The following is a 26,545-nucleotide window of genomic DNA, read 5'->3' on the forward strand; positions in this document are numbered from 1 at the left end:
GTCGAGGCGCATTTGCTCCAAGGGCGCTTATCAGACGTCTTTGGCCGCCCCGCGCAAACGGGACGGCCGACGTCATCACTTCGTGCCAAGCGGTCGCAGTTCTTTCCACTTCTCAATAAACTGAACGGCGGCGTTGACGAACTTTTCGGTTTCGTCGTGCCCTTGTTCGGCGGTTGCGGTGCGCGGATCCAGTGAGCTCCACGACCCCGTGTCGGTCATGTTCTTGGTCGTGGTTCCTTTCCCAGTCCCCTCCGCTTTCAGCGCCTCCACGAGGAAAACGAGGTTGGCCGTGGGATCGCCAGCCTCAATCATCGGGACCATCTTGGTCAGATGATCAGGCATCGTCAGCTTTGCCTTGCGGGCTCTGTCGAGATCTACGAGGCTCGGAATGAGATATAGGGAATTGCTCGTCTCGCCGACGCCGGCATGGCGATCGAACGGAGCCGTCTTGCCAGGCGTTTTGGGCTCGCGTGCCATGAACGGCGCTGCCGCCGTGGCGAGATCAACAGCGATGCCAGGTGTTTCCTGATTGATACGATCAACGATGAACGCCGTCGTGGCGGCGTTTCCGCCGTGCGAGTTGAGGAACATGAAGCGCTTGAAGCCCTGCTTGATCAGGCTTTGCACGACCTCGACGTAAAAATGCTGCAGCGTTTCTTCGGAAACCGAAAGCGAGCCCGGAAAGTCGAGATGATAGCCTGCATTGCCGACATTGGTGATCGGGGCGACCAAGACGTCGGTATATTGCGCGACCAGTTTCGCTCGCTCCAGGCCATTGAGATAATCGGTGCCGAGCGGACCTTGTGGACCATGCTGTTCCGTCGAACCGACCGGAATAATCACCATATCGGTCCGCTTAAGCAGATCGGCAACTTCCGCCCAGGTCATCTCAGGCAAATAGTTCTTCGTCTTGTGCGGCTGCCACAGCGGATTAGTCGGAGGCAGTTTGATGGCCTGCGGTGCAACTTTCGCCGGCTTTTGGGCTGATGCGGGAAACGCCGGCAATAGCGCCGCACACCCCATGAGCATATATCGTAGCATGTCGACCTTCTCCCTTAATAAGTGACGCGGATACCGGCGGTATAGATGCGCCCGAGAACGTCATAGAGAGCGCGCGCGGTGCCGGTCTGGGTCAGGGGCGGATCCTTGTCGCCCAGGTTTTGGATTTTGCCGAACAGAGCGACCCTGTTCGAAGAGTGATCGATGATCGTCCATTCGCCCGACAGATCGAGATAAAGGCGGCCGGAGACACGCTTCACGTCGATATTGTTGTCCTGCGTGAGGATGCCCCCACCGACGTATCGGCCAGTCAGGTTGATGTTTACACGGCTGGTCTCGTAGCCGAGGTTGGTGTTGAAGCGCCAGTGCGGCACGCCGCCGATACCGATCGTTTCGGTGTTACCAGCGAAATGGCGGGTTGCCGCACCATCGATCAGATCCAGCTTGTTCGTATAGTTGACCAGCGAACGAAAGTTTATTCTGCCAGGTCCGACCGGCACCGCGTAGGCGAGCTCGAAATCAATTCCACTCGTTTCCAGCCGCTGGAGATTGGCGGGTGCTGCACGAACAACTGTGATGTTGGCGGTTGCACTCGGTCGCGTAATAAGCGCGCAGAGTTGCGGCGTATCGGTGTAGCATCGCTGGACGATTTGAGAAGTGGTCAGCGTGTTGATCGCCCCCTTCAGCTTGATCTCGTAATAATCGACCGAGAGCCTGAGACGAGGCACGAAGCTAGGCTGTACGACGATCCCGCCGGTAAACGTGTCAGCCTTTTCCGGCTTCAAGTCGGGATTTCCGGTAGCGAGCTGCTGCACGTTGTAGGTCGTCCGAAGCAGCGGATCATTGATACTCGGAAGAGTAACGCCGCCGGCGGAAAACAGTTCGTCCATGCTGGGCGCGCGGATGTCGCGGGAGCGGGTCGCGCGCAGGCGGATCGAGTCATTCACTGTGTAATTCAGACCGGCCTTCCACGTCTTCACCGTGCCAGATGTCGAATAGTCGGTGATGCGGCCGGCGATATCGAGATCGATGTTCTGCGCCCAGCTCTCGTCTTTCGCGAGAGGCACGACGATCTCGACAAAAGCCTCTTTGACATTCTGTCTAGCAGACCACGGCTGGTTATTTCCGATGCGGAAAGAATTGGTGACCGATAATGGGTCGCTGGTTACTCGCACCGTCTGACGTCGATACTCGCCACCGGTGGCGAAGGATATCGGCCCCGCCCAAAGCGAGATGGGCTCGCCGCGAAGCGTCAGCGAAGCCACAGTCTGCCCGATATTCCAATCCCGGACGGAGGTGCCGTTCATCCAAGTCTTGGCGGCCTCACTAACGTTACCGACGCCGAAGAAGTTGGCTGGCACGCAGCCGTTGGTTGGGCTGGACAGCGTCGAACGGCAGACGATCTGGCCGTTGGCTGGATTGACTACGGCATCGATCGACTGCTGCCAGCGGGTGGTGATGCGATCGTCAGTGAAGAGCGTCAGCGATCGGGTTTTGCCGTGCGCGAAATAGCTGTCGAACGACCAGCTTCCACCAATTTTGCCCTTCAGGCCGCCAGCCGCTTGCCAGGATTTCGTGGTAATATCAAAGAGCCCGCGCGCATAATCATCGAAGCCGCGGCCCATGGTGAAGCTGCTGATGTTATTCGCTGCCATTTGCGCGACGAGCGATGCTGGCAGATAGGCGTTGTCGCGTCGGATGGTGATCGAATCCACACGCAAATTACTGTCGCTGTTCACATCCGTTCGGGCATAGTTGAATTCGGCTGAAGCGGTAATATCCGCGAACAGATTATAGGTGGCCCGGCCGAAGCCGTTCCAGCGCTTGACGGGAGATTCAAGGACGGAAACGCCGTTGAGCGGATACCCGTCGCCGCCGTCCATCGTGGTCGCCGTCGCGTTCGCACCATATGCAAATGGGATCGTGCCCGTGCCGCTGCTGGTGAACTGGGTTCCGCGCAGCGACGCGGGCGCGCTGATCATGCCGGCATATGTGGCATTCGAGGCACGGACGTCATTCACGAGTAGCAATTGCGGCTGGCCGTTTGTGGCAGTGTAAGCAGGGTTCTGGATCGTGCCGGCATTACCCCATTTCCGGCTGTTCAGGGCTCCAACTCCCTTGTTCTGCTGCAATTCGCCGCCAAGCAATAGCTTGCCGCGTCCATTGCCGAATTCGCCGCCATATCCCAGCGAGATCAGGAAATTGCGATGATCGTTATGGTCGCTGATGCCTGCCTGCCCCGTCGCTTTCAGTCCCTTTAAGTTATTGTCGAAGCGCAGATTCACGACGCCCGCGACTGCGTCAGAGCCGTAAGCAGCCGACGCGCCTCCGGTCACTACGTCAGCAGTGGAGATCAGCGCTTGCGGGATGACGTTGATGTTCACGCTGCCCGTCGTCGTCGTGGGAACATAGCGCTTGCCGTCGATCAGGGTCAGCGTGCGCAGGTTTCCGAGCCCCCGCAGATCTAGATAGTTGCCGCCGATGGTCACGGAATTGGATGTGTTCGACGTCGGCGTCAGCGAGCCACGCAATGCCGGCAGTTGGTTGAGCGCGTCGGCAACGGTCGGCGCGGCAATACGCGCCAATTCGGCCGAGCCAATGACGGTGGTCGGGGTCGGGGTCGTGAAGCCGCTGCGGGAGACCTGCGAACCGGTGACGACGAGTTCGCCCTCGTCGGCCGATGTGCCCGCAGATGGAAGCGGATCCGAGACGGAGGCGGTCTGCGCCCACGACGGTGTGGCGATCGCGAGCCATGCAGCTGCCAGCATCAGGCCTGCCTTAGCGATATTATTTCGACGAGGGCCGATTGCCGTCGTCACTTCATTTTCCCTTTTCAATGCCAGTATCCCCTGTTTTTTCGGGCCGCCAGCATCCCCCAAAGTCGTTAGTTTTTATGGTCCATAGCGTCCGCGAGTTTGGCGATATCGCATAGGACCAAGAGCGATTGCCCCTGTTGCGGGTTGCGCAACGTGATGAGGCCGCGGCGGTTCGAAGGCGGTCCTGCAGCGGCCATGTGACACCCGTGCCGATTTGTGCGGTGCAGCATTGATCGGTTGTGCAGCCGCCCCTCCACTGTCATAATTGCGTCAAATATAGGGTGTTGGCGATGTTTCCAGATCCAATGCGGGCATTTCAGTGTGTGGTAAGATCAGGATCCATCCGTAAAGCGGGCGATTCCCTCGGTCTGGCACCGTCCTCCGTAAGCAGGCAGATCGCGATCCTGGAACGGCAAATGGGCACGGCACTTTTTAAACGCTCCGTGACCGGTCTGGAATTGACCCACGCGGGCCAGCTCGTCGCCGATTATTCGGATGTCGTGGTGATGGGGTTCGACTCGCTCCGATCCGATCTCGACGACATTAAGGGTAGCTCGCGTCTCATCCGCCTCATGATGGTTGAAAGCGTCGTTTCGGCCGGACCGGCGCAGGCAATCGCCGAATTCGGTCGCAAGTTCGAGAACGTGCAATTCGAATTCGAGATTGTGCCCGCACCTGCAGTCGTGGATGCCGTGCGTAGCCAGAAATGCGATATGGGCATCACGTTTTGCGCCGAAGTCGACAGTGCAATCAACGTGATAGCCCGTGTACCTGAGCCTTTGCTTGCGTTAGTTCCCTGGGGCCATCCGCTGGGGCAAGTCGAACATTTGCCGCTCGGCGATCTGACGCGCTGGCGTGTCGCGCTGCCTACGCGCGATTTCGGTGTCCGCCGCATTTTTGATCGCGCGTGCGCACAGGCAAACGTTCTCATTCGCCCGCATCTGCAGAGCAACTCGTTCGAGGCACTTCGCGATTTCGTTCGATCAGGTGTCGGCATCGCTATCCTGCCAAAGCGGGCCGCCCTACGGGAAGCTGAAACGCAGCGGGCCCACTGCGTGCCGCTGGCGGGCCAGGTCTTCGGGGAGAGCACTCTGGATCTTATCAGTTATCGCCAGCAGCGTACCCCGCGTCTCGTGCGCTTGTTCGTTGATACCCTGCGCCAATCGATCGAGGCGCATCATTGATGCCTTGCTGTGTTGCGTCGAATGCAACGGGGGCAGTGAATATCGGCTCTGTCGCTGCCACGCTGCATCGCGGAAAACCCGGCCCATACAAACGAGGTCGGTCATGGTGTTCCATCAATGAAGCGTGCGGCAATTTTTGGAATGGGCGCAATTGGCACTTCGCTGGCGCGTGATTGGCAAAAGGCGGAGCTTGCAGCATGGACCCTCGCGGGGGTTTGCGCTCGGCCGCACAATGTTGTGTCGCTTCAAGCGCAACTCGGGGAAGGGGTCGCCGTTGTAGATACGGTCGATAAAATGCTTCTCCTTTCGTTGGATGCAGTAGTTGAGGCCGCTGGCCATGACGCAATTCGTACGGCAGGTCCTGCAATCCTTCGCGCCGGATGCGATTTGCTTCTGCTGTCGTCGGGCATTCTGGCCGAAGACAGCACTCGCAAGACGTTTGTTGAAGCGGCGCAAGAAGGGGATGCCCGCATCATCATTCCGACAGGAGGACTTGCCGGTTTCGACGGCCTCATGGCCCTTGCCCAAGCCGGAGCCGCGGACGTGTTATATCGCTCCACCAAACCCGCTTACGCGTGGCGCGGCACGCCGGCGGAGGATCAATATGACCTCGAGGCACTGCCCGGGCCGACGACGATTTTCAGCGGGTCGGCGCGCGAGGCGGCGCGCCTCTATCCGCGCAATGCCAACCTCGCGGCCAGTGTCGCACTTGCGGGCATCGGATTTGATCGAACGCGAGTGGAACTGATTGCCGATCCCGCCGCGACGGGTAATACTGCGGCGATCGAGGCCTTTGCCCCGGAATGCAGACTTTCGGTCGATCTGTCCGGCGTTTCCGAAGCGCAGAATCCCAAATCCTCAGGAATCGTACGTTTTAGCATCCTCGCCGCTTTGAATCGCTCATCAAGCAGGCTGACGCTTGGCTGACGCTACGCTGGCCGTCAGGCGCGGTGCGCGGTAGAGCCATGGCACAATGCGAGGATGCAGCGATAATGAACACGAGCTTCGAAGATCTCGCTGCCGCGATCCGCGATCGCCGAGCCATGCTTTTCGCCGGTGCCGGTGTTTCGATGAGCGTCGGCCTCCCGTCATGGGACGAACTGATCGGGCATCTGCAGAATCAACTTTCTCTGGAGACGGTTGACAAGCGGATCTCCTACCATACGCTCGCCGAATATTATCGGTTGAGGCAGGGTAGTATCGGGCCATTGCGCAGCTGGATGGATCGCACGTGGAATGTCTCGCGAGATAAGGTTGCCAGTTCCGAGATTCATCGGTGTATAGTCGATCTCGATTTTCCGATCGTTTACACAACGAACTACGACAATAATCTCGAAATAGCATATGACATATATCAAAAGCCTTACCTGAAAATCACCAATACACATGATTTGGTTGGCATTGACGGCCTGCGCACGCAAATCGTTAAGTTTCACGGCGATTTTGCCGATGATACGACCTTGGTAATTGCCGAGACGGATTATCTAAAGCGACTTGCATTCGAAACGCCGATAGATACGAAGTTTAAGGCGGATTCGCTTGGGCGGACGCTGCTGTTCATCGGCTACAGCGTTTCCGATCTTAATATCCGTCTCCTTCTCTATCGACTCTGGCAGACTTGGCGAGACACAGGGCGTGAACGTGAGCGGCCGGGGGTCTACGTTTTTACGCCGAACCCCGATCCTATTCAGACAGCGGTGCTGCAGCAGTGGGGGATTACCGTCATCTCACGTGCAGGTACTCCGCAAGAAGCGTTGATCGCGTTTCTTGGCGAACTTCGCGATGCTGTGTTGGAGGGCGCTCCGCGTGCCTGAACAGCGTTGCACGTGGCGCAACGCGCCCGACGCCGATGAGTAAGCAATCCTATCTTCCGCAATGATAGCTTTGGTTGGCCACTGCAGATCGAGATCACTATGAACCTTCCTAAGCGCTTCTCTTTGATTGTGTTCGGCGTGCTGATTGCGGGCGCGCTTGTTGGTAGCCTCGTCCATGCCTTCGCCTCGCCGGCACTGGCGGGGTCTGTGATTGCGGTCTGCCGGGTGCTGAGTACGATCTTCATCAATCTTGTGAAGATGATTGTCGCACCGCTCATTTTTGCCACTTTGGTTACCGGTATAGCCGGCATGGGCGACGGGCGAGCTATAGCCCGGATTGCACTGAAGGCGATGCTGTGGTTCCTGATTGCCTCGATCGTCTCACTCGCGCTGGGCACGATCATTGCATCAGTGCTGAGGCCGGGTGCGGGCCTCTCTATTCCGCTGCCGACGGGGCATGCCGACGGGTTGAATGCCCCCCTTTCGGCAGAGAAGGTCTTCATTGGTGCCTTTCCGTCATCTGCAATCGATGCGTTCGCAACCAACAATATTCTGCAGGTCGTTGTGTTCGCGATCTTCACTGGCCTCGGGCTTGCGGCGATTCGGGAGAAGGGCGAGGCGATACAGCGGGGGATCGGCCAGCTTGCCAGCTTGATGCTTGCCATCACGGGGCACGTCATGCTGCTCGCACCTATCGGCGTATTCGCCGCAGTAACGGCGACTGTCGCGAAAGAAGGGTTGGCTGTGATCGGCGCGCTTGCGTGGTTGGTTGTCGGTTATTATCTTGCGCTTGCAGTTCTCATTGCCATCTTGCTCACAGTCGGTTGGTTCATGCTTGGTCGACGGCTTGGGAGGCTTCTTGCTCTCATCCGCGATCCAGCGACGATCGCATTCTCGACTTCTAGCTCTGAGGCTGCCTACCCGCGATTGCTCGCTGCGTTGGAGAGCTTTGGGGTGCGCCGCGATATTGTGAGCTTGGTCCTGCCGCTAGGATATTCTTTCAACCTCGATGCATCGATGGTTTACTGCACTTTCGGTGCCCTCTTCATTGCCCAAGCCTATGGTATCGCGCTGCCGTTCGGCACGCTGGTACTGCTCATGCTGATGCTCATGCTGGCAAGCAAAGGAATCGCCGCCGTGCCGCGGGGATCGTTAATTGCGCTTGCCGCCGTCCTTCCGGAATTTGGCTTTCCGCCCGGGGGGCTGCTGTTGTTGCTTGGTGCTGATCATCTGTTGAATATGGGACGCTCGGGTACCAATGTTCTGGGTAACGCTCTTGCAGTCGTCGCGGTCGCGAAATGGGAAGCTGATGCGGGCCCTCAAACGGAATTGCTCGATGACAGGCAGTAAAACACGTCCAATTAACGGCAGGGCGAACCCTAGAGAGTGACGACGCCGAGGTGCGGAACAAAAGCGTAAGCTGGGAATGCCGTGAGATCCAGCACCGTGGCGGGGTATTTAAGGCTTCGGTTGCTCAGCCGCACGCTTGGCGATGATCCAGCTCATATGGGTAGAGCCCGCGAAGTTGATGCGGCGCCCTTCGGGATGATCGATCAGCGCGCTGACGATCTCGGGGGCCTCGGCGAACGCCTCGATAATCAGGCTGTGCGTGCGCGGGCATTGCTCGGATGCTTCCAGCGCTACGGTGCTGTCGCAGGCCAGCGGCACGGCGATCGCGCGAATCCGGAGGATGAGGGCGCATTTCAGGATTCGATGCCGAGGATTATGCCGACGGGCTCGCGCTGCGCCATCTCCATCCAGCCGGACTTGTCGGAGAGGATCACCTCGCCGGCAATCGGGGTGGGCAGGGCGGCCGTCTCGTGCATGATGCTGACCGCGAGCATCAGGTTGCAGGTCCAGCCCTCGGTCGCGCCGATCTCGCTCATCATCGCATCGAAGGCATCGGGCTTGCCCGCGAGCGCGTCGGCGGCCTTGGTCAGGATCGTGCCGCTCGAATTTGGTGGATTGGATTCGGGCAGATGATCAACGGTCGCGACGGCTCTTACACGGCTATTGGCATGAGGGACAACCATGGCTGCCAAGCGCGCGACCCGGATTTAGGTCGTCGTTTTGCTGTCAGTAATTGGTTGGAATTTCTCTCGCTTCGATCCGACGAACGAGGCTAAGCAGGACCGAGCGCTCTTCATTGCTGAAATCGGCGAGCAGCCTTTCCTGATATTCTTGGAGCAATTTCGTGCAGCGCTCCAGCATCTTTTTCCCTGCGGCGGTCAACTCCAGCTCAAAAGCTCGACGATCTTCGAATGACTGGCGCCGGTCAACATAGCCTGCGTTGATCAAATCTGTCACAAGCGCAACCATATTGGCACTTTGTATGCCCAAGGTTATGCCCACTTCCCCTTGGCGGATGCCAGGATTGGCAGCGATTACGGACAGGATCGCGAACGGGACCTGACGCATGCCTTCATTGCCGACCGCGTCAGTAAAGTCGTTGCCTAGCACCGCAGAGGCGCGACGGAGATGGTAGCCTACCAGCGTGTCGAGCACGCCGAGTGGCCTGTCGCCGCTTCCTTCCAACACAGCCTCGCTCATCCAATCTCCTATCAATTCGACCAATGCTCACCAGCCGGTAGCACATAGCCTACAACGAACAGCAAGCCGGCGATCACCGGTGCCAGCGCGGTTCCTCCTCGTCGGACACCGATAACAAAGCCGGTTGCGCTCGCCCGTACGGCAATGAGGATGCTGCGGGCCCTCAACACATAGAACGCCACACCGGCGGCACTAGTGCAGAAGCCTGCCGCTGGGGCGAGTCCCGACCATTGGCCGGACGGCATCTCGTCGAGACACATCCGTCTAGGACTGCGCAACGTTGCTTGCCGTTCGGCGCACACGAAAGCATCCCGACGCCCTCTTCGACAGGCGTTTCACCGGCGTCCCGGGAATGTCCAAACCCGCCGTTATCCGCGCGTTAATCAGGCGGCGAAGCATCTCCCATTGTTCGACATCTCGATGATTTTTCCAGGTGAGCGCTCCACCCCTGGGTCGCGGAGAGAGATGCGCGATGAGGAAGATGTGCTCCGACCCGGTTTTATCCGAAGGCAGCTTACCGGCGGCTCGTAGCTCCTCGTCGGACCTTGTGCGGCCGTCGGCGTCCCGACGCCAATAATCGGCGAGGGACAGTGGTAGGCAGCCAGGATCGTCTGGGATCACAAGCGGTGTAAGGCGTTGCCCAAGAGAAATCGTCTGCCCGCTATTGAGCAACCACGCAGGGCGCGGATATTCCTCATCGGCACTGGGTTGTTTGGTGGTTGCACCTACATTTCATCGGTCGTCATCGAACGCCCCCAACCGGCCCCTAATCGATGAGGTTAGGCGAAGCCGTAGACTCATAGGCCCGCAACCACAGCCGCATCGAGGCGATCTGGATCATGGCGAGGAAGTTGCAGCCCAGTTTGTCATAGCGGGTGGCGACGCGGCGGAAGTGCTTCAGCTTGGAGAAGAAGCGCTCAACAAGATTGCGCTCGCTGTAGAGTCGCTTGCTGAAGCACTGCTTCCAGTGCCGGTTGCTCTTCGGTGTGGATCAGCGTGGAAAAAGGACCCCGTCAGCGGGGTGATCGGCGTGGAAAAGGGCCCCCCCATCCCGGTGGTCTAGGTACGTGCGCTTGGCGGTGGCCAAGCGGCAAGATCGGGATGTTGGCATTGGTGACGGGCGGCGCCGGTCGTGGGCCCCTCCTATGGACTACCGCGACAACCGCCATTCGCCTGCAGAGGGGTCCCTTTTGCATGCCTATAGGGGGGAAATTTGGACGCCGATCGAAAGCTATGGCCCAGCGAAGCGCGATCGCAACTGTGGTGTATCGCGGCGACTTCTCGCCGCCTTGTTCGTCTGGGCTCATTCTCGATATTCCGCTTTGCAAATTCCTAGACGATCGGTCTGGTTCCCACCCACGATCAGGAGGCAAAAGGATGTCGGGGTGGGCCGAGGATTGTCTCGGCCTCAGACACAGAGGCGCAGATCTTGCGCTTTGCGATTGGCACGGAGGACGAGACGATCCGGCCCCGTTGCGCGAGTATGGCGTCGGGGGCGCCTCTGGCTATGACGGCACCTTAGCTTCAGCGGCACTCGAACGCGCTGGCAGTCTCCTTGTTACCTCCAACATAATGAGCGCTCTTTAGAAAAGGGCACAGCGGGCGGGTGCGCCCGGGCCAAGGGGTTGCGGGGCCAGCAATGGCGGTGATCATATCAGGCGCGCGCTTTTTCTCGACCCAATCGACAACCGCGCCGAGCGCATCATATTGATCAGTAGCGGGACCACCACCGCAATGGTTCATTCCTGGCACCGGAAAAACCCGCACGAAGCTCGCCGCAGCGCCATGAGATCGACCGTCGACCTTACGATACCAGTCTATCGTATCGTTTATGGAGAAAACGGGATCGGCAACGCCATGTGGAACAATCAGTTTGCCGCCATGTGCCCGGAATGCGGCGATGTCCGGGGCCTGTGCCGAGACGTCTTGCCACGCGGATCGCGCAAAGGTGCCGTCCGTTGCATAAATGCGATCGGCATCGGTGCTAAAATCGTAACTCAACTCCCAAGCCAGAAGAGCGTGCGGATCTGCCGGGACGGCGAGGGGAGGGACGCTCAATACGGAAGAGAGTGATGCGCCGCCGAGCACGACGTTGAGCGCGGGCACCTTTCCATCAGCGCTGCCTAACTTCCACAGGCGCCAGCCAGGTGCGGCGATATCGGGATCCTACGGCCAACTGGCGTAAATCGGGACTCCCGCTAGCGTGCGTGCGCCCGCCATCACCAAGGTGATCGCGGTGAGTTGCGGTAGCGAGAGGCAGGCCTGCGCCTTCTCACCGGTGCAGGCAATGCGGGCGAGCGCGCTTTGCACCTTGCTGTTCGCGCATTGCCCGACAGCGGCCACGATCCCGTCGGTTAGTCCGTCCTCCTGATCGCAGACCGCGAGAACGGTGTGCCCCGCGAGCGCCAGATCACTATCGGAGAAGGCGCCGGCTAAAGACGCGAGCGTGACCGGCCGATTCGGGGTTGAGCCGGCCAGCGTTTGGACGTCCCAAACCTGCGCAAGCGCGGCTTTCGGCAGGGCAAATCCCGGTGCGGCAGCTACGATCCCGTTGAACAGGTTCGGGTGCTGCTGCGCAAGAACCATGCCCTCCTCGCCACCTTTGGAGCAGCCGAAAAAGTAGGAGAAAGCGGGCGGCGTCCGATAATAAGTAGTGATGATCGCCTTGGCCGCGCGGGTCACAGGCGCAAGCGATGCATGGCCATAATCGGCGCGCGCTTGCGGGTCGAAACCGAAAGCGGTGGGCCCACCGCGCGCCGGATCGTTGTTCGTGCGATTATCGTGTCCGGAGTCCTGGCTCACAACAGCATAGCCGCGCAGCACGGCGGGCGTCTGTCTGGGACCTACAGGGCCGAGAGCGCTGCCAATCTCGCCGTTGGTGCCACCGCCCCCCTGAAACAGAAAGCGCCCATTCCAATGATCGGGCAGTCGCAGGTGGAAATGGATTGCATATTCTTGGCCATCGTTTCCCCATGTTCTCCCAAGATGCCGAAAACTTCGCAGTGAGGCGGGATCGGCGCAGGGGCGCCGGTGCTTGCAAGCACGTGTAGGGCGCGCTCGATACGAACGCCCGTCTGGACGAGACGAACAGGCAGGGCAGAGTTGCAGCGATCCGGGGAATCCGCAACAGCCGTCTGTTTGGCGGCGGCCGGAGCGAGGGCCGCCGCAAGCCTGATACCCGACACCGCAAGCATTATTGACGTCCGATGACAGAAGATGTTGCCCATCTCGCGCCTCCACAATGTGGCTTTCATGCCACTCGCTAACGCTCTTAGCGAAAAACAGTTATGTAACATAGTCGATATGAGATATAACCATTTCTGACAGCGATATCAGTGCCGACGTAGAGCATGGTCGCGGTCGGATAACCGGCGAGAGCCGCAGGAGGGGCGAATGAAAGTCTGTTACTTGTTGGGATCGTGTGCGCCGCTGTGCCTGATCTCAGTTCCGGCCTTCGCACAGGTGGGGCATCCGAGCGTTCCCGAGCAAGGCCAGTTGATGCAGCACCAACCCAGTGCAGTGTCCGGCACGAATACCGCCAATGATGGTCTCGCAGAGATCGTGGTCACGGCACAGCGGCGATCGGAAAATCTCCAAAATGTTGCCATCTCTGCGACAGCGCTATCCGAACGCGCTTTGACCGAGAAGGCGGTGACGCGCTTGTCCGATCTGCAGTTCGCGGCGCCATCACTCAGCGTCACAGACGGCGGCCTGGTTCAGTCGGCAAATATCCGTGGCATCGGCCTCGCCTCGGGCTCGCCGTCGGTTGCAAACGGCGTGGCGACATATGCGGATGGGCTGTTCCAGCCGCCGATTGTCGCGACGGGCGTGTTCTACGATATCGCCAGCGTCGAAGTTCTGCGTGGTCCTCAAGGCACGCTGGTGGGCTCGAATTCCACCGGTGGCGCGATCTTCATCAATTCGCAGACCCCCAAGCTTGACCGGATCGGAGGCTACGCCGAAGCGCAATATGGTAATTACAATGCGGTCGGCATCCAGGGCGCGCTCAATCTTCCGGTCACCAAGACGTTGGCGGTGCGCGTAGCTGGCATCTATCGCCGCAATGACAGCTTCTATCATGACCTCGGTCCTGGCGATACCCATCCGGGCCGGCTGGACGAGAAGTCCGGTCGGGTGCTGGTCTTATGGAAGCCGGGTAATTTCCAAGTCCTGCTGAAGACCGAGATCCTGGATCATGACACGGGCGGCTTTGCCTACCGTCCGGTTGCAGGCACGCTTTATGCTGCGGGGCGAACGGGCGGCATTCGTACGCTCGACTATAATGCGCCGATGCGCGGCCACGAATACGCGCAGATCCATAGCGCGGAATTGAAGTATAATTTCGACAGTGGGATAACGCTACGTGGCATCGTCGGCTACCAGGATAAGCACGTCGATTTGCTGTACGATAATGACGCGACCGAACTCGCTTCCATTGCGACGGACCAGTATGTCCGCGAGCGCCAGCTCAGCGGAGAGGTCAATCTGATCTCGCCGACCGATGGTCGCTTCGATTGGATCCTCGGTGGCTATTACCAGCGCAACCGGATCAACGTTCGTCTCTCGCAGACAGATCCCGCTGGCGTCGGCCTCAACGTCATGCAGCAGCAGTACAAATATACCACTGGCGTATTCGCGCAGACCAATTACAAGCTGACCGACAAACTTGAGGCGCAGTTCGGGCTCCGATACTCGCATTTTGAAGCGAACGGAGCCGGTGCGGTCCGCATTGGCGTCGGTGTTCCGGGTTTTCCGGCCGGCGGCATCCAAGTCGCGGATCTTGCAGCAGGAAACAGCGACGGTCGTGTAACCGGTAAGTTCGCACTGAATTACAAGGTAGATCCAAATAACCTGATCTATAGCTTCGCCGCGCGCGGGTACAAACCCGGAGGATACAACTCTGCGACATCGAAGTTTAAGCCGGAAACGGTATGGAATTACGAGATTGGTTGGAAGTCTACGCTTGCGGCCGGTCACCTGCGTACGCAGCTTGACGCCTTCTATAACGATTATCGCGGATTCCAGTTCGGTGTGATAGACGTGACGAGTGGGCAGAACGGCGTGACCAACCTGCCCAGTGCCACGATCAGGGGCATTGAAGCGCAGGTTCAAGCGAAATTCGGGGGTTTCAGTGCTGACGCGTCCCTATCTTATATCGACAGCAAGCTGCCTGCATTCAGCACCGTCAATCCCCGCCTGTTGCCAGCCGGCAACCTGGGGCCGCAATGTGCGGTCGGTACTCCGTCAAATCCGCCGAGTTGCTTCGACTATGGTCCATTCACGGCCACGGCGGGCGGACGATCGAACCTGCTGTCGCCCAAATGGACCTACAGTGCCGGTGTGCAATATGGATTTCATCTCGACAGAGACGGTACGCTCACGCCGCGGGTGAATTACGCGTTCGTTGGTCAACAATATGCCGGCCTATTCTATTCTCCCACCTTCGATCTTCTGAAGTCGCGCGGCCTTCTGTCCGCCATGCTCTCCTATCGTCGGGGGGATTGGCAAATCGAGGGGTTTGCAACCAACCTGACCAACAGGAAATATGTGTCAGGCCAGACCGGCAACAACGAATTCTACGGGGCACCACGTCAATACGGCGTTCGAGCGAATGTGACATTCTAGCCCGGGATCTCCGCGCCAGCTCGGCGCAGGCGCGGAGGTGCTCCCTTTCGATCACGTGCCGCGGGCAAGATTGGTCGAAGATCGGGATGACCGGAGTTACGCAAACGATTGGGGTGCCAAGAGTATGATGAGAAGGTTGGGAGCCTGCACGTCGCATCGTCATTCCAAGCGGCATCAGAATAATCGGCTTCGATGATCTGACGGCACTATCTAAATTCGTCATGAATAAGCGGATCCTAGAATTATGGGACGGACGAGTGCGCAGATCCTAGCTGTTCAACGGTCGGCTTCGGTTTTCAGGTCGATCGACAATGTTGGGCGTTGTCAAACGCCCGGGGAAAGAGGGGTGGAGATGAATTGGTCTCGAAGAGCAATCCTTGGCGGTGGCGCCGCACTCGGCTGGTCCACTATGGCGCCGCGCGCGCTTGCAGCGGAAGGTGAAGCGGTGGCGGCAACCGTTCAGGGGCAATTGCGCGGCACGCGCGAAAAGGGAGTGTGCGTGTTTCGCGGCGTGCCGTATGGTGGCAGCGTCTCCAGCCCTGAGCGTCGTTTCAAAGCTCCGCCCCCGCCAGTCGCCTGGACAGGGATCCGCGACGCTACGATCTACGGGCCACCGTCAATCCAAGCCGGGGGATTCCCAGGTGCGCCAGCAGCATCAGAGGACTGCCTGTTCCTGAATGTCTGGACGCCTGCGACCGATGGGGCAAAACGCCCAGTCATGTTCTACAGCCATGGCGGCGGGTTCACGGTGGGATCTGGCAACAGTCCTATGCAGAATGGCGCTAATCTCGCGCGCTTGTACGATGTCGTCGTTGTCGAATCAAACCACCGTCTAGGCGCATTCGGATATCTATATCTGGGTGAGCTTCTGGGCCCCGAATATCAGGGCAACCAAGGGCTGCTTGACCTCGTCGCGGCTCTGTCTTGGGTCAACCAGAACATTGCCGGCTTTGGCGGCGATCCCGACAACGTTATGATCTTTGGCGAAAGCGGCGGCGGTGGCAAGACTGCCTCACTGTACACGATGCCAGCGGCTGCGCCCTTCTTTCACAAGGCCTCGATCGAGAGCCCCGTCGGCCCGGGCGATCGTAGCCCCGACCAGGCGACGGAGGTTGCTCGCGCAGCGATGCGCGCGCTCGGTCTAAGCGATCCACGCACGCTTCTCGAAGTGCCGGCCGAACAGTTGTTGCGCTTCCAGACCGGGAATGCCGATGCCACGGTCCCAGGTGCGCGAGCGGGCGGTGCTCAAAGGAATAATCGCGACCAGATGTTTTGGCCGATCGTGGACGGGATTGTTCTGCCGGAATCGCCTTTCAAGATGCATGCACCGACGGTTTCGGCGGCAAAGCCGCTGATAGTTGGGGGGTGCAAGGACGAGGCGGTGTTTTTCAATCTCGGCGACAAATCGGCGTTCTCGATGACCGAGGAGGATCTTCGTCAGCGCCTGGCGATAACGCTGGGTGATCGCGGGGATGCGTGGATCCGAACATTCAAGGCCTCGCGACCGAAAGCTTCGCCTTCGCAACTGTATATGGCGATCAGCACAGCAACGCCGTGGCGCGCTTATGCCGTGCGCATTGCTGAACAAAAGGCCGAGCAGGCGCGCGCGCCCGTTTTTTCCTACATTCTCGATTACCAGTCGCCGGCGAAGGTACCCGGTACGGACTATCTGGTCGGCTCACCGCACGCATCGGATATTAACACCAAGTTCAATAATGTCTTGCCACCGCCCGGCGTGAGTCTCCCCCCCGGGCCGTTCAGCGATGCCAGTGCAGCCAAGCAGAAAACGGCGGCTAACATGAGCGCGATGTGGGCGGCCTTCGCGCGAACCGGGTGTCCATCGATCAAAGGGCAACCCGAGTGGAAGCCCTATACTACCGCACGGCGCGAGACGATGCTGATCGACGCCGATTGTACACTCGCCTCGGATCCCGAGAGACACGAGCGGATCTTCTGGGAAGGCGAAAAGGACGCGGGATCGATCCGATAAGCCGGCCGGGACTAGTCTGCAGCGACGCGCCGGCGCGGTGATTGACAGTGCCAGCGCCATGATCAAGAGTGGGTAATCCAGTGACGATTTCGCCAGGACAGGGCCGGAAATCAGTCCCTCGCATGAATGTTCAGGGAAAGCGCCTGCTACCTTTCGTCTTCGCGCCTCGCATAATTGCCGAGCCCTCACGGGAAGCGCTGTCCGGTATGCATATCGACCGCAAAGCTCGCCTGCCCGAGTAGAAGCGTCGGTCCGAAACGAAATCGCACTTGCCCGATTTCAGCACTCAGCGCGTTACGCCGTGGGCTCGGAGATAATCCGCCTCTCCCGGATACCAGTATGTCCGGTGACAGGACTCGCACGCCGCATCGATCGCTGCGCCGGCATCCGAAAGACGGGCGGAGTTATGTGCCTTTGCTGCATCGACGGCTTTCAGTGCGGCCGTCTGGAGGTCGGCCGCGAGCCGCGCGAACAGCGCGGGATCTGCCACGATTTTTTGCTCGATCTGTTCGGCGGTCAAATTTCCGGGCGCATCCACGTCATCGAGAGACTGGCCCCCATGGGCGACCCGACGGCCAGGCACGACGAGCAGGTTCGGCGCTTCGGCCAGTCTCAGCGCCTGGCTCTGTACCGTTTGCCACTCGGCGGTGGTGTGAGGCTGATGCTCCTTTACGCCCTCGGACGTGACGTCCGTACTTACCGATTCCCATACGAAATCGGCAGCAGGATCTATTTCGTACAGCATGATGTCGCGGATGCTCGCGTGAGGCTTGGGTCCCTCACTTACAGGGGCGCTTCGATGACATGCGGCAAGCCCTGCGATCGAGCATAGACCGGCGGTGAGCCCGAGAAGGTTTCGGGCGGATCGAGCGAGCTGGCGCATCAGAAACGTGTCCGCAGGATCGCAGCGACATAGCGGCGGGCGCCGATGCCATCGTAGCCAACCGGCGCCGTGTTGCTGAAATCGTTGACGCTGGTCGTATATTTCGTGTCGAACACGTTCTTCGCGACGAGGCTCAGTTCGGTTTTCAGGCCGGCCACTTCGCCGATCACGCCAATACCCAGATCGGTGAGAGTATAGGCTTTCTGCCAACCATAGTCTGACAGAAGCTGCTCGAGATTGTGGCGCGACCGCCAGCTGCTGTTGCCGAACAGGTGCAGTGACGCGCCCGACCCGGCGACCTCGCGAACATAATTGAAGCCTAGAATGCCCGTCCACTTCGGCGCTCCCACGATCTGGCGGCCGGTATTGTCGCAGATCGGAATGGAACTGGGATAGGAACGGGGGCAGGTTGCCGTGGACCAGTCGCTGTAGGTCGCCTTGTTGTAGGCGCCGCCGGCGGTGATCGTCAGAGCGCGATCGACGGTGAAGGCCGCGTCGAACTCGACGCCGCGCGCCTTGATTCCGGGAATGTTGCCGAGACGGGAACTGTAGCCGGTCGACGAGGTCGGATCGACCTCGCTGGTCACGTTCTGATAGTCGCGGACCTTGGTATGATAGAGATTGACGTTCAGCGTCAGGCGCCGATCGAGCAGGCTCGCCTTGATGCCCAATTCGTAGTCGGTCGCTTTCTCCGGCAGCACGTTACGTTTGGTGCCGTTATTTTCAAACGCCACCGCGCCCGATTTTTCGCCCGAACTGGCGGATGCATAGAGAAGGATCGCATCGGTCAGCTTGAAGCTGGGATTGATAAGCCACGCTACTGCATCATTCTTGATCTTGTCGCCGTCGATCCTCGCATAATCGGTGCCGACCTGGGCGGCGCGGATCGCATCCGCCGTGGCGTTGCCGGTAGAGATTAGCGGTGCTCCGCTGAGCAGGGTTGTCGTACGGGTGATGCTGTTGGTCTTCTGCTCGCGCGTATAGCGCAAGCCCGCTGTGACACTCAGGCGATCGGTGGCGGCCCAGTTGACCTGCCCGAAGACGGCTTGGCTATCCGAGACCGGATCCTGATAATTGGTCTGGAACACATCGCCTAGTGCGGCCCGCAGGAAGGTGCGGCCGGCGGTCGTGTTCAGCGTGCGATATTGTGCGTCGGTGGCGTAAAAGGCTCCGGCATCGGCGCCATAGGTGCTGCGGCCGGTGGTCTTCGTGTCGATTTTGAACAGATACAGGCCGACCTGATAATCGAGCGTAGGGATAACCTTGCCCGCGAGCCGGAATTCCTGCGAATATTGCTTAGTATCGACCAGGGTGCCGCTGCGCGCGATGGCGAAGCGGGTCTGCTCGCTGTCATTCTTGGCGTCGAAGGAAAACCAGCGCACCGCGCTGATCGAGGTGAGTTCGACCGCACCGGGCGTCCAGTTGGCGATCAAAGAGACGCCGGAATTCTCCGTGACCACCGGACGGGCCATATCCAGATCGATCTTGCTCCAGGATCCGATGATCGGAACGTAGCCGCCGAAATAGTCCCGGCTCAGCCGTGTAGTGTAGGTGGTCGTGCGTACCGAACCGTCGTTCAGCGTCGTGGGATCGACCATAAACGGCTTGGTGTTGCTGTTCTCGTCGGTCTTCGCGGCATCGGCATTCAGCTTCAGCGTCAACGTGTCGCTCGCATTGAGCAGCAGTTGCAGCCTTCCGCCCCAGCGATTGCGCTCGTGCCAGTGCCCTCCGTCCGAATTGACGTTCAGGATGTCGCCGGTCTGCTTGTCGAGGAAGGCCGAGACGCGGAAAGCCAGTTTATCTGGGATGAGCGCGTTGGAATAGGATGCGCGCACCTTGGTGGCCCCTGGCGACAGGCCCGCTTCGCCTTCCACCAGCCCTTCAGGGGTGAAGGTCGGGACCTTGCTCGTATATTTGATGACGCCCAACGTGGTGTTCTTGCCCAGCAGTGTACCTTGCGGCCCGCGCAACACTTCCACCTGCGCCAGATCGGTGAAGTCCTGATAGGTCATGCCGACATGGCCGAGGAAGACGTCATCGACGATCACGCCGACGGCCGCCTCCATATTGTCGTTGCCGCTCGTCTTCCCGATGCCGCGGATCGAGATACCGGAGCGACGCGCGTTCGGCGTCGTCGCGGTCAGGCCGGGCGCGCGCTGCGTAAGATCGGCGATCGTCAGAACCACCTCGCGGGACAAACGGTCACCACCGATCACCGAGATCGGAATCGGTACGCTCTGGGCGCTTTCCTGCCGGTTGCGTGCTGTCACCAGGATGTCGTCTGCGCCCTCGGCCTCGGTAGCCGCATCGGCATCAGCTGGCGCAGCGAAGGCTGGTGGCGCGACCAGGAACGCGCTGCCGGCGCAAGCGGCCAAAGCGTGTGAGCGAAAACGTGACGACGCGCGTCGGCCGGCGATGTGATGCCGCATCAAAACTCCCCAAATAAAATAGACTGTGCCGACGTCACTTGCCCGGCCGGGCGATACCCTTGGCGAGCGTGGCGATTCGATAGACGGCGCCGCGACCCACGACGAAAAGGCGAGACCGATCTCCCCCTCCGAATGCGAGATTCTGAGGCGCGTTCGGCAGTGCGATGACACCCAGTTTCCGTCCATCGGCCGCGAAGATCTGTACGCCGATGCGGGTGGCGACATAGACGCGTCCATCGGCGTCGACGACGATTCCGTCCGCGCCGCTCGCCGTGCTGCCAGCGGGCTCTGGCGGCAATTGCAGTTGCGCGAAGTCGCGTCGATCGGCAGCGCTGCCGTCTGCCCGGACCGTAAAGGCCAGGAGCCGATCGCCGGCTGTGTTCGCGACGTACAAGGTCCGCTCGTCGGGGCTCAGCGCGATGCCATTGGGGCGCGCGATATCGTCCGCGATCAAGGTCACACGCCCGCGAGGATTCACGCGATAGACGGCGGTAGCAGCCGGAGGCGAGCCCGGCTGCGGCGCCGCGCCTGGGTCCGTGAAATAGACGTTTCCGGTGTGGGCGAGAACGAGATCGTTGGGCCGGTTGAAGGCCTTTCCCTTATAATCCTTCGCGATAATTTTCGCCGTTGGCTTCAGTATGGCGATGGCCGAAGGCTGGGTCTGCGCGGCATAGAGATCACCTTTTGCACCTACCGCCAGCGCGTTCGCGCCGCCGACATGATCGGCATAGGTGGAGATCGTGCCATCGGGCGCGATCCGGACGATCTTGTCCGCGCGGTTCTCGGTGAACAGGATCGATCCGTCGTCGAGTGCGACGGGGCCTTCGGTACCGTTGAAGCCTTCGCGTATCACCTCGATGCGGGTATCGGCCTTCGTAACCCCCGCGATCGCCGGCGCGACCAGTGCCTTGCCGCTGCGGGCGTCGCCCTGCGCCGCATAACCCTGCGCTGCGGCTACTCCTGTAAGCGGCCCGCCGGCGGCGCCCAAGAGAATAGAGCCAGCGCCAGTAACGCCTATCAGAAATCTCGTCATTCAACTGGCCCCTATTTGATCATAGGTCGGCTAGGACTGATCGAGCGATATCCGAAATATGGTTTCGCTATATGTTATGCAGCGATGTTATGAGACTGCACTGATGTTGTCCGATCCACGGGAGGCCCGGAAATAAGGCGGCCCCTGATCGAGCAGGATCTAGCGCCATCATGCGCAAGTGGCTTCTATCCTTGCACCTGATGAGCATCGATCCAGCCTAAAGATTCCACCGGGCTCCGGCGCGAACGGAGCGAGGCTCCATCACGCGGCTCAGACGCCCCTCGACGGGACCGTGGGTGTCGAAGGCGGGAACATAGGATTCGTAGTAATAAGCGATATCCTTGTCGCGACTGTTGAATACGTTGAGCAACTCTCCGTAGAGTTCCAGGCGCTTCACCTTCCAGGCCGCGCGCAAATTGACGACGGTACTGCCTTTGTCGCGAAGGCTGTTATCCTCCAGCAGCGGATAAGGACCGAGATGGCGAAGGCGGACGCTTGCCTCCCAACGGTTCCAGACGATCGAGGCTCCGGCCGATGCCGCATTCTCGAAAGCATTCGGGATGCGGTCGCCATTGTCGAAGCGGGCATGGTTGGCGGTATAATTTCCGTCCAGCGCGAGCCACGACAAGGGGCGCCAGAAGGCGACGAGTTCGTAGCCATGGCGTCGGCTCGCACCCGATGGCTCGACGGCATTGGAATCGCCGACGAAGCGCAATTCGCTGCCGACGTTCAACCACCAATATGTGGCGGTCAACGTCAGTTTCGACCGCTGCCAACGCGCGCCCAGTTCCTGTCCCGTACCGCGGACGAGAACTGGGACGGGCGTATCGACATTGGCGGCGCCACGCACATCGTTCGAGTGAAAGCCGCGCCCCCAATTGCCGTAGAGCTCGAGTGCGGGCGTCACGACATAAGCGAGCGAGGCCTTGGGCGAGACGATCCGGTCATGCCCGCTGCCCTCTCCGAGGGCCGCCGCCGCTGCGTCCCGTGCCCGAACCGAGTAATGATAGGCGTCGGCGCGTAGACCGCCCGTGACGCGCAATCCTGCCAATGGCCTCCAGGTCGCATCGGCGTAAGCGGCGGTCGATGCTTCTCCGACATGGTAACGGCCAAGCGATGCCACGAAGGTGCGGTCGCTGGTGTGCGAAACCCCGACGTCACCGATATGATCGTATCGGCCCTCGACTCCGATCTGGGCGGTCAGGCTCGGGGCAATGTCGAGAGTCTTTTCGCCCCGGCCACCGGTGATCCAGCGGCGATCATATTGGCGGATCTGCGCGCTCGTTCCGTCCGGGTTCGCGTATGTGGGGTTGGAGTACATCGCCCAATCATAATATTGACCGTAAAGGTTTGCGTGCCAGCCCGACTGGCGGACGGCGACATTGCCGACCAGTCGCGTGGTCTCGCCGTGGGCGGTGGGATCGGGCGAGCAGAAGACATTTTCGCAGACAGGCGAGCCGATGATGCGCTCGGGAATCTGCTCGGTCGGGTGCCAGGTTGCACGATAGGCCTGTAGGGAGGCCTCGATGCGCCCGGATCCGGCCGGCCGGCTATATTTGACGAAGCCGGCATAATGGCGAAGCTGCTCTGGTTCCTGCCAGGGGCCGTCATAGCGTTTCGCCTGCCCGACGAACGTCAGCGCCCCGCCTGCGGAGTCCACGATCGTGGCGCCTCCCGCGAGGCGCCGGTAGCCATAGGAGCCGCCTTCGGCGGACACCCAGGGCCGGTCGAAGGCATCGATCGTCGTCATATAGGCGGCTCCGGCCAGTGCGAAATCGCCGCCGTCCGCCCGGTACGGGCCTTTGCGGAAATCCTCCCGCGCGACGATTTCGGGGATGAGCCCGTTCAGATCGAGATAGCCCTGGCCGTGGCCGTGGCTCCGCAGATTCATCTGCACGCCATCGATATAGGTTGTGAAATCGCTGCCGTGATCGAGATTGAAGCCGCGCAGGAAATACTGGTTGGCCTTGCCGCTGCCGGAATGCTGGGCGGCGACAAGACCGGGAACGGCCTCCAGCAATTCGGCTACGCGCAGCAGCGGCCGCACGAGCAGGTCGGACCCGGCAACGGTTCCTTCGCTGGCGGCCGCCGCGACGCCGATCTTGGCCTCGCCGCGGCCGAATATCAGGATATCCGACGCGTTGGGATCTCCCGCATCATCGGAACCGATGGATGCGGCCGGTGCCTCGGCCGCGATCGCGGCCGAGGTGGTCCAATGAAGCAGCAAGGCAAGCGACCCGATATGCCTGATCCGCATTATCTGAACTTGCTACTCACGACGGCGCCGATCCACCGGCGGCGCTGATAGACGGTGTAGGTGTTCCAGCCCGGATCGCCGCGGTCCTCGTCGAAGAGGTTGCGAACGACCAGATTGACGTCAAACAGCCCGTCCCGACGGCCGAAGCCGATCGAAGCATCGGCGATGCCATAAGGTTTGCGGAAGCCATAAGCTGAGAGGGCGGTGTCGCCATTCTCCCGGCTGGTGTACGTGTAGCCAGCGCTGGTGTGGAACAGATAGTTCTCGAAGATCGGCCGCCTATAATCGCCTGTCACGTTGAACTGCAGCTTTGGCGCATTGGGCAGGGTAAACCCGCTCACGTCGCGGAAACGCTGGGTCAGGTTCGCATTTTCCGAAGGCTGGCCGGAAAATGCGAAGTCCAGATATTTCGCGTCCGTATAGGCTCCGGAGAAACGGAACGTCGTGTAGCGCAGCCCGCTATAGACGAGGTCCGTCTCCAGTCCTTGCGTCCGCACCTTTCCGACATTGCCGACACCGCTCGAATAATACAGCGTCCCATCGTTGTTCAGCGCGGTCAGGAGATCGTCGAGGAAATAAACGGTCTGCTGGAAATCCTTGATGTAGGACCGGAATACATTGGCGTTGAGCACGAGGTCGCCGCCAAGCCAGTTGGTTCGTACGCCGACCTCATAGGAGATCGTCCGCTCTTTTTTCGCGGGTAGATTGCGCGGCGCGCCGCTGGTCCCCGGAACGAGCCCGTTGAACTGCGCGATGCCCGGCTTTTCGCCATATTGGACCGTCGCATAGCTTGTGAGATTTTGTGAGAAATCGTTCCGCACGCTTAACTGGCCGGTGTAGATATTCCCAATCCAGGGCTTGGCCGCGGTTTCGCTGAACAGGGTGCTGAAGGTCCGCAGGCGGATGGCCTTCGCCGCCGCGACCTGGCGACGCTGGGCTGCTGTCAGGCTGTTATAGGCGCCTCCGGGCGTGCCGGTCGCCGCGACGTTGAAATATTGCTGGGCCACGGCATCGGCCAGCGAAAGCTGGGCCGCACTCTGGCCGGCGACCAGCGTACCCGCATTGGCGGCGGTGAAAGCCGTGCTGTTGAAGCCGCCGAGCTGTACCGCACCGACGTTCACGGGATTGAGAGACGAGCCATATCCATTGTCGAGGATCGAGATGCTCTCGCTCAGCCTGCGCGCCTCGCGGGAGATGCGCCCGCCGGTGGTGAGCGTCAGCGTATGCGTCAGGTGCCAGTCGGCCTGCGCGAAGGCAGATTTGCTTTCGCTCCGAACGTAGCTCTGGTCTCCTCGATAGACCCGCGCGAGCGAATTGGTCAGCAGTTCGCGGCCGGAGCTATTCGCGTCGAGCGCGGCATATTCCGCCACGTTGGCGTTGTAGGCGCCGGAATCGTTGCCCTGGCGACTGCGATTGAGCGAGTTCGTATGTGCCTTCAGGTAGAACAGGCCGGCGGTGTAGTTCACCAGCCCGTCGCCCAGCTCGCCCGTCAGCTTCGCCTCGTTGGTGAACTGCCAATATGTGCTGATGAAGCCGCCGTTCCTGCTGATGTCGAACGGGGTGCCATCGTCATTGGCGGCGAGGAAATAATGCTTCCGCGCCGACGACAGAACCGACAGGGTCTGATCGCCGATGTCCCATGATGCATCGACGAGACCGCCTTTGCCTCCCGTCGTGATGGCACGGTTGGAATCCAGATAGACCGGATATTTGTAATAATCGTTGGCGGTATAGGCGCTCTGCTGCGTGAACCACCGACGGCTCAATTTGGCGATCACATCGTTGGTTTTGTCGACTGGCGCGCCATTCGCGTAGAAATCGGGCGTCGGCTTGTTGAAGGCCAGGCCGTTCACATATTCGTCGCCGTTCGGCTGGTGATCGTACAGCACGCGCACACGGAAATCTTCGGTGGGCGTGAAGAGCAGCTGCACGCGGCCATATGTGCGGTCGATATTGCCGTGGCTCTGCAGCCCGCGCAGGTCGGGATATTTATTCCAGTAATCGCCATCGCGCTGGTCGCGGGTCGCCGTGATGCGGAAGGCGAGCTTGCCGTCGATGATCGGGCCGCCACCCTCGACTTCGGCACGTAACGCATTGTTGGAGCCTAACGTGAGCGACGCGCTGGCATCGGGCGTGAAGCTCGGTCGACGCGTGGTCACATTGATCTGGCCAACGCTCGTGTGGCGCGCGCCGGTCGTGCCCTGCGGTCCGCGTGTGACGTTGACCTGCTCGATATCGACCAGATCGGTGCCGACCGCCATCGCGAGGTAGGCATATGGCACACCGTCCACGGTCAGGCCGATCGAGGGATCGATCGTGTCGGTGCCGGCGCCGGCGGTGAGGCCGCGCATCGAGAAGCTGCCGGTGCGCGGATTGCCGTCATTGAAGCGGACGTTGCCGAGGCGGCTCAGAACATCCGGCAATGTGACCTGATCGAAGATCTTCAGTTCGGCCTGCGTGACGACCGAGACGGGCTTGGGATTGTCCTTGAGGTCGCGCAGCGCGGCGCCGACGATGCGGCCGACGACCTTGACTTCATCCTCATCGGCGTTGGCGACGCCTGTCGCGGGAGCGGGCGCATCCGCTGCGGCATTGTTTAAGTTCTCCGGAGCCGCGACGGGCGGATGTGCCGCTGCCGGATGCGCACCCTGAGCGGAGGCAAGCTGCCGCCGTAGCTCGTCCAATTCCCGCCGAAGCCGCACATTCTCCGTCTGCAGGTCGCTGCCTGCGGCGCCGTCGGCGGTCTGGGAGTGCAAGGGCGCGGCCAGCAGGCCCATCGACAGCGCGACGCCGGCATGGAGACTTTGCTTGGCGGCACTCAGCCGGGAGGCGCGCGCGTTCGTGTTGACAGACATGATTGGTCCCCTTTCGATGAAGCCCCCGCCTGCGCCTGCCCGATCGTCTGGTGGATCGCGGTCAGAGGCGGGGGGGCACGTTGCTGGCCGATGCCCTCTCCCTGCCGGTC

19 protein-coding genes and 2 pseudogenes are annotated in these 26,545 nt (G+C 60.4%); 7 read left to right on the forward strand and 14 right to left on the reverse strand.

The genetic code is table 11. The annotated features are described in order from the left end of the window. Window positions 1-75: 75 nt before the first annotated feature. A complete protein-coding gene (locus tag HL653_RS11555; RefSeq protein WP_171744646.1) occupies window positions 76-1,041 on the reverse strand; it encodes a creatininase family protein in 966 nt (321 codons plus the stop codon). A gap of 14 nt (window positions 1,042-1,055) precedes the next feature. Next, window positions 1,056-3,818 carry a TonB-dependent receptor gene (locus tag HL653_RS11560; RefSeq protein WP_171744647.1) on the reverse strand — a complete coding sequence of 921 codons (2,763 nt, stop codon included), beginning with the start codon at window positions 3,816-3,818 and terminating at the stop codon, window positions 1,056-1,058. A gap of 302 nt (window positions 3,819-4,120) precedes the next feature. On the opposite strand from HL653_RS11560, the pseudogene HL653_RS24665 reads away from it, so the two are divergent. The 5 genes and pseudogenes from HL653_RS24665 to HL653_RS11580 form a co-directional block, all read left to right on the forward strand. Next, window positions 4,121-4,231: pseudogene (locus HL653_RS24665) on the forward strand (LysR family transcriptional regulator); the annotation flags it as partial. Further along, window positions 4,232-4,999, forward strand: a complete 768-nt coding sequence (locus HL653_RS11565) for a LysR substrate-binding domain-containing protein (protein ID WP_253717936.1) — start codon at window positions 4,232-4,234, stop codon at window positions 4,997-4,999. 117 nt (window positions 5,000-5,116) lie between these two features. Further along, complete coding sequence (locus HL653_RS11570) at window positions 5,117-5,926, forward strand: aspartate dehydrogenase (protein WP_171744649.1); 810 nt, start codon at window positions 5,117-5,119, stop codon at window positions 5,924-5,926. Between the two features lie 65 nt (window positions 5,927-5,991). Continuing rightward, window positions 5,992-6,813: an SIR2 family protein gene (locus tag HL653_RS11575; RefSeq protein ID WP_171744650.1), complete on the forward strand. Its 822-nt coding sequence runs from the start codon at window positions 5,992-5,994 to the stop codon at window positions 6,811-6,813. Between the two features lie 99 nt (window positions 6,814-6,912). Continuing rightward, entirely contained in the window at window positions 6,913-8,163 is a 1,251-nt protein-coding gene (locus HL653_RS11580; protein ID WP_171744651.1) for a dicarboxylate/amino acid:cation symporter, read from the forward strand. A gap of 108 nt (window positions 8,164-8,271) precedes the next feature. Here the strand turns inward: HL653_RS11580 and HL653_RS24670 are convergent, their stop codons facing one another. The 7 genes and pseudogenes from HL653_RS24670 to HL653_RS24255 all read right to left on the reverse strand — a co-directional run bounded on the left by HL653_RS24670 (window position 8,272) and on the right by HL653_RS24255 (window position 12,590). Next, the gene (locus HL653_RS24670; RefSeq protein WP_171744652.1) at window positions 8,272-8,481 is read right to left on the reverse strand and encodes a hypothetical protein; all 210 of its coding nucleotides are present in this window, start codon (window positions 8,479-8,481) and stop codon (window positions 8,272-8,274) included. Between the two features lie 35 nt (window positions 8,482-8,516). Further along, window positions 8,517-8,855 (reverse strand): hypothetical protein, encoded by a 339-nt coding sequence (locus HL653_RS24675; RefSeq protein WP_171744653.1) that lies wholly within the window; start codon window positions 8,853-8,855, stop codon window positions 8,517-8,519. A gap of 34 nt (window positions 8,856-8,889) precedes the next feature. Then, window positions 8,890-9,363 (reverse strand): MarR family winged helix-turn-helix transcriptional regulator, encoded by a 474-nt coding sequence (locus tag HL653_RS11595; RefSeq protein WP_171744654.1) that lies wholly within the window; start codon window positions 9,361-9,363, stop codon window positions 8,890-8,892. A 766-nt stretch (window positions 9,364-10,129) separates the two neighbouring features. Beyond that, window positions 10,130-10,312, reverse strand: a pseudogene (locus tag HL653_RS11600) (transposase); the annotation flags it as partial. Between the two features lie 575 nt (window positions 10,313-10,887). Then, window positions 10,888-11,469 carry a tannase/feruloyl esterase family alpha/beta hydrolase gene (locus tag HL653_RS11605; protein WP_171744655.1) on the reverse strand — a complete coding sequence of 194 codons (582 nt, stop codon included), beginning with the start codon at window positions 11,467-11,469 and terminating at the stop codon, window positions 10,888-10,890. Window positions 11,470-11,529: 60 nt separating this feature from the next. Continuing rightward, window positions 11,530-12,309 carry a tannase/feruloyl esterase family alpha/beta hydrolase gene (locus tag HL653_RS11610; RefSeq protein ID WP_253718048.1) on the reverse strand — a complete coding sequence of 260 codons (780 nt, stop codon included), beginning with the start codon at window positions 12,307-12,309 and terminating at the stop codon, window positions 11,530-11,532. Beyond that, on the reverse strand, window positions 12,207-12,590 hold the full coding sequence (locus HL653_RS24255; RefSeq protein WP_253718227.1) for a hypothetical protein: 384 nt from the start codon (window positions 12,588-12,590) through the stop codon (window positions 12,207-12,209). Before HL653_RS24255 ends, HL653_RS11610 begins: the two co-directional genes overlap by 103 nt. A 166-nt stretch (window positions 12,591-12,756) precedes the next feature. Here HL653_RS24255 and HL653_RS11615 point away from each other — a divergent pair, with 166 nt between their 5' ends. After that, window positions 12,757-14,988 (forward strand): TonB-dependent receptor, encoded by a 2,232-nt coding sequence (locus HL653_RS11615; RefSeq protein ID WP_171744657.1) that lies wholly within the window; start codon window positions 12,757-12,759, stop codon window positions 14,986-14,988. 352 nt (window positions 14,989-15,340) lie between these two features. Beyond that, window positions 15,341-16,978 carry a carboxylesterase/lipase family protein gene (locus HL653_RS11620; protein ID WP_253718051.1) on the forward strand — a complete coding sequence of 546 codons (1,638 nt, stop codon included), beginning with the start codon at window positions 15,341-15,343 and terminating at the stop codon, window positions 16,976-16,978. Window positions 16,979-17,264: 286 nt separating this feature from the next. On the opposite strand, the gene HL653_RS11625 is transcribed toward HL653_RS11620, so the two are convergent. From HL653_RS11625 to HL653_RS11645, 5 genes are all read right to left on the reverse strand, one after another. Then, window positions 17,265-17,861, reverse strand: a complete 597-nt coding sequence (locus HL653_RS11625; RefSeq protein ID WP_171744659.1) for a cytochrome c — start codon at window positions 17,859-17,861, stop codon at window positions 17,265-17,267. Further along, window positions 17,861-20,131 carry a TonB-dependent receptor gene (locus HL653_RS11630; protein ID WP_171744660.1) on the reverse strand — a complete coding sequence of 757 codons (2,271 nt, stop codon included), beginning with the start codon at window positions 20,129-20,131 and terminating at the stop codon, window positions 17,861-17,863. Before HL653_RS11630 ends, HL653_RS11625 begins: the two co-directional genes overlap by 1 nt. Before the next feature lie 193 nt (window positions 20,132-20,324). Next, the gene (locus HL653_RS11635; protein ID WP_171744661.1) at window positions 20,325-21,323 is read right to left on the reverse strand and encodes an SMP-30/gluconolactonase/LRE family protein; all 999 of its coding nucleotides are present in this window, start codon (window positions 21,321-21,323) and stop codon (window positions 20,325-20,327) included. Between the two features lie 217 nt (window positions 21,324-21,540). Beyond that, complete coding sequence (locus tag HL653_RS11640) at window positions 21,541-23,580, reverse strand: TonB-dependent receptor (RefSeq protein WP_171744662.1); 2,040 nt, start codon at window positions 23,578-23,580, stop codon at window positions 21,541-21,543. Further along, window positions 23,580-26,435, reverse strand: coding sequence for a TonB-dependent receptor (locus HL653_RS11645; RefSeq protein ID WP_171744663.1), 2,856 nt, complete (start codon window positions 26,433-26,435; stop codon window positions 23,580-23,582). Before HL653_RS11645 ends, HL653_RS11640 begins: the two co-directional genes overlap by 1 nt. Window positions 26,436-26,545 lie beyond the last annotated feature (110 nt).

The organism is Sphingomonas sp. AP4-R1, assembly GCF_013113735.1.
Lineage (GTDB): Bacteria > Pseudomonadota > Alphaproteobacteria > Sphingomonadales > Sphingomonadaceae > Sphingomonas_I.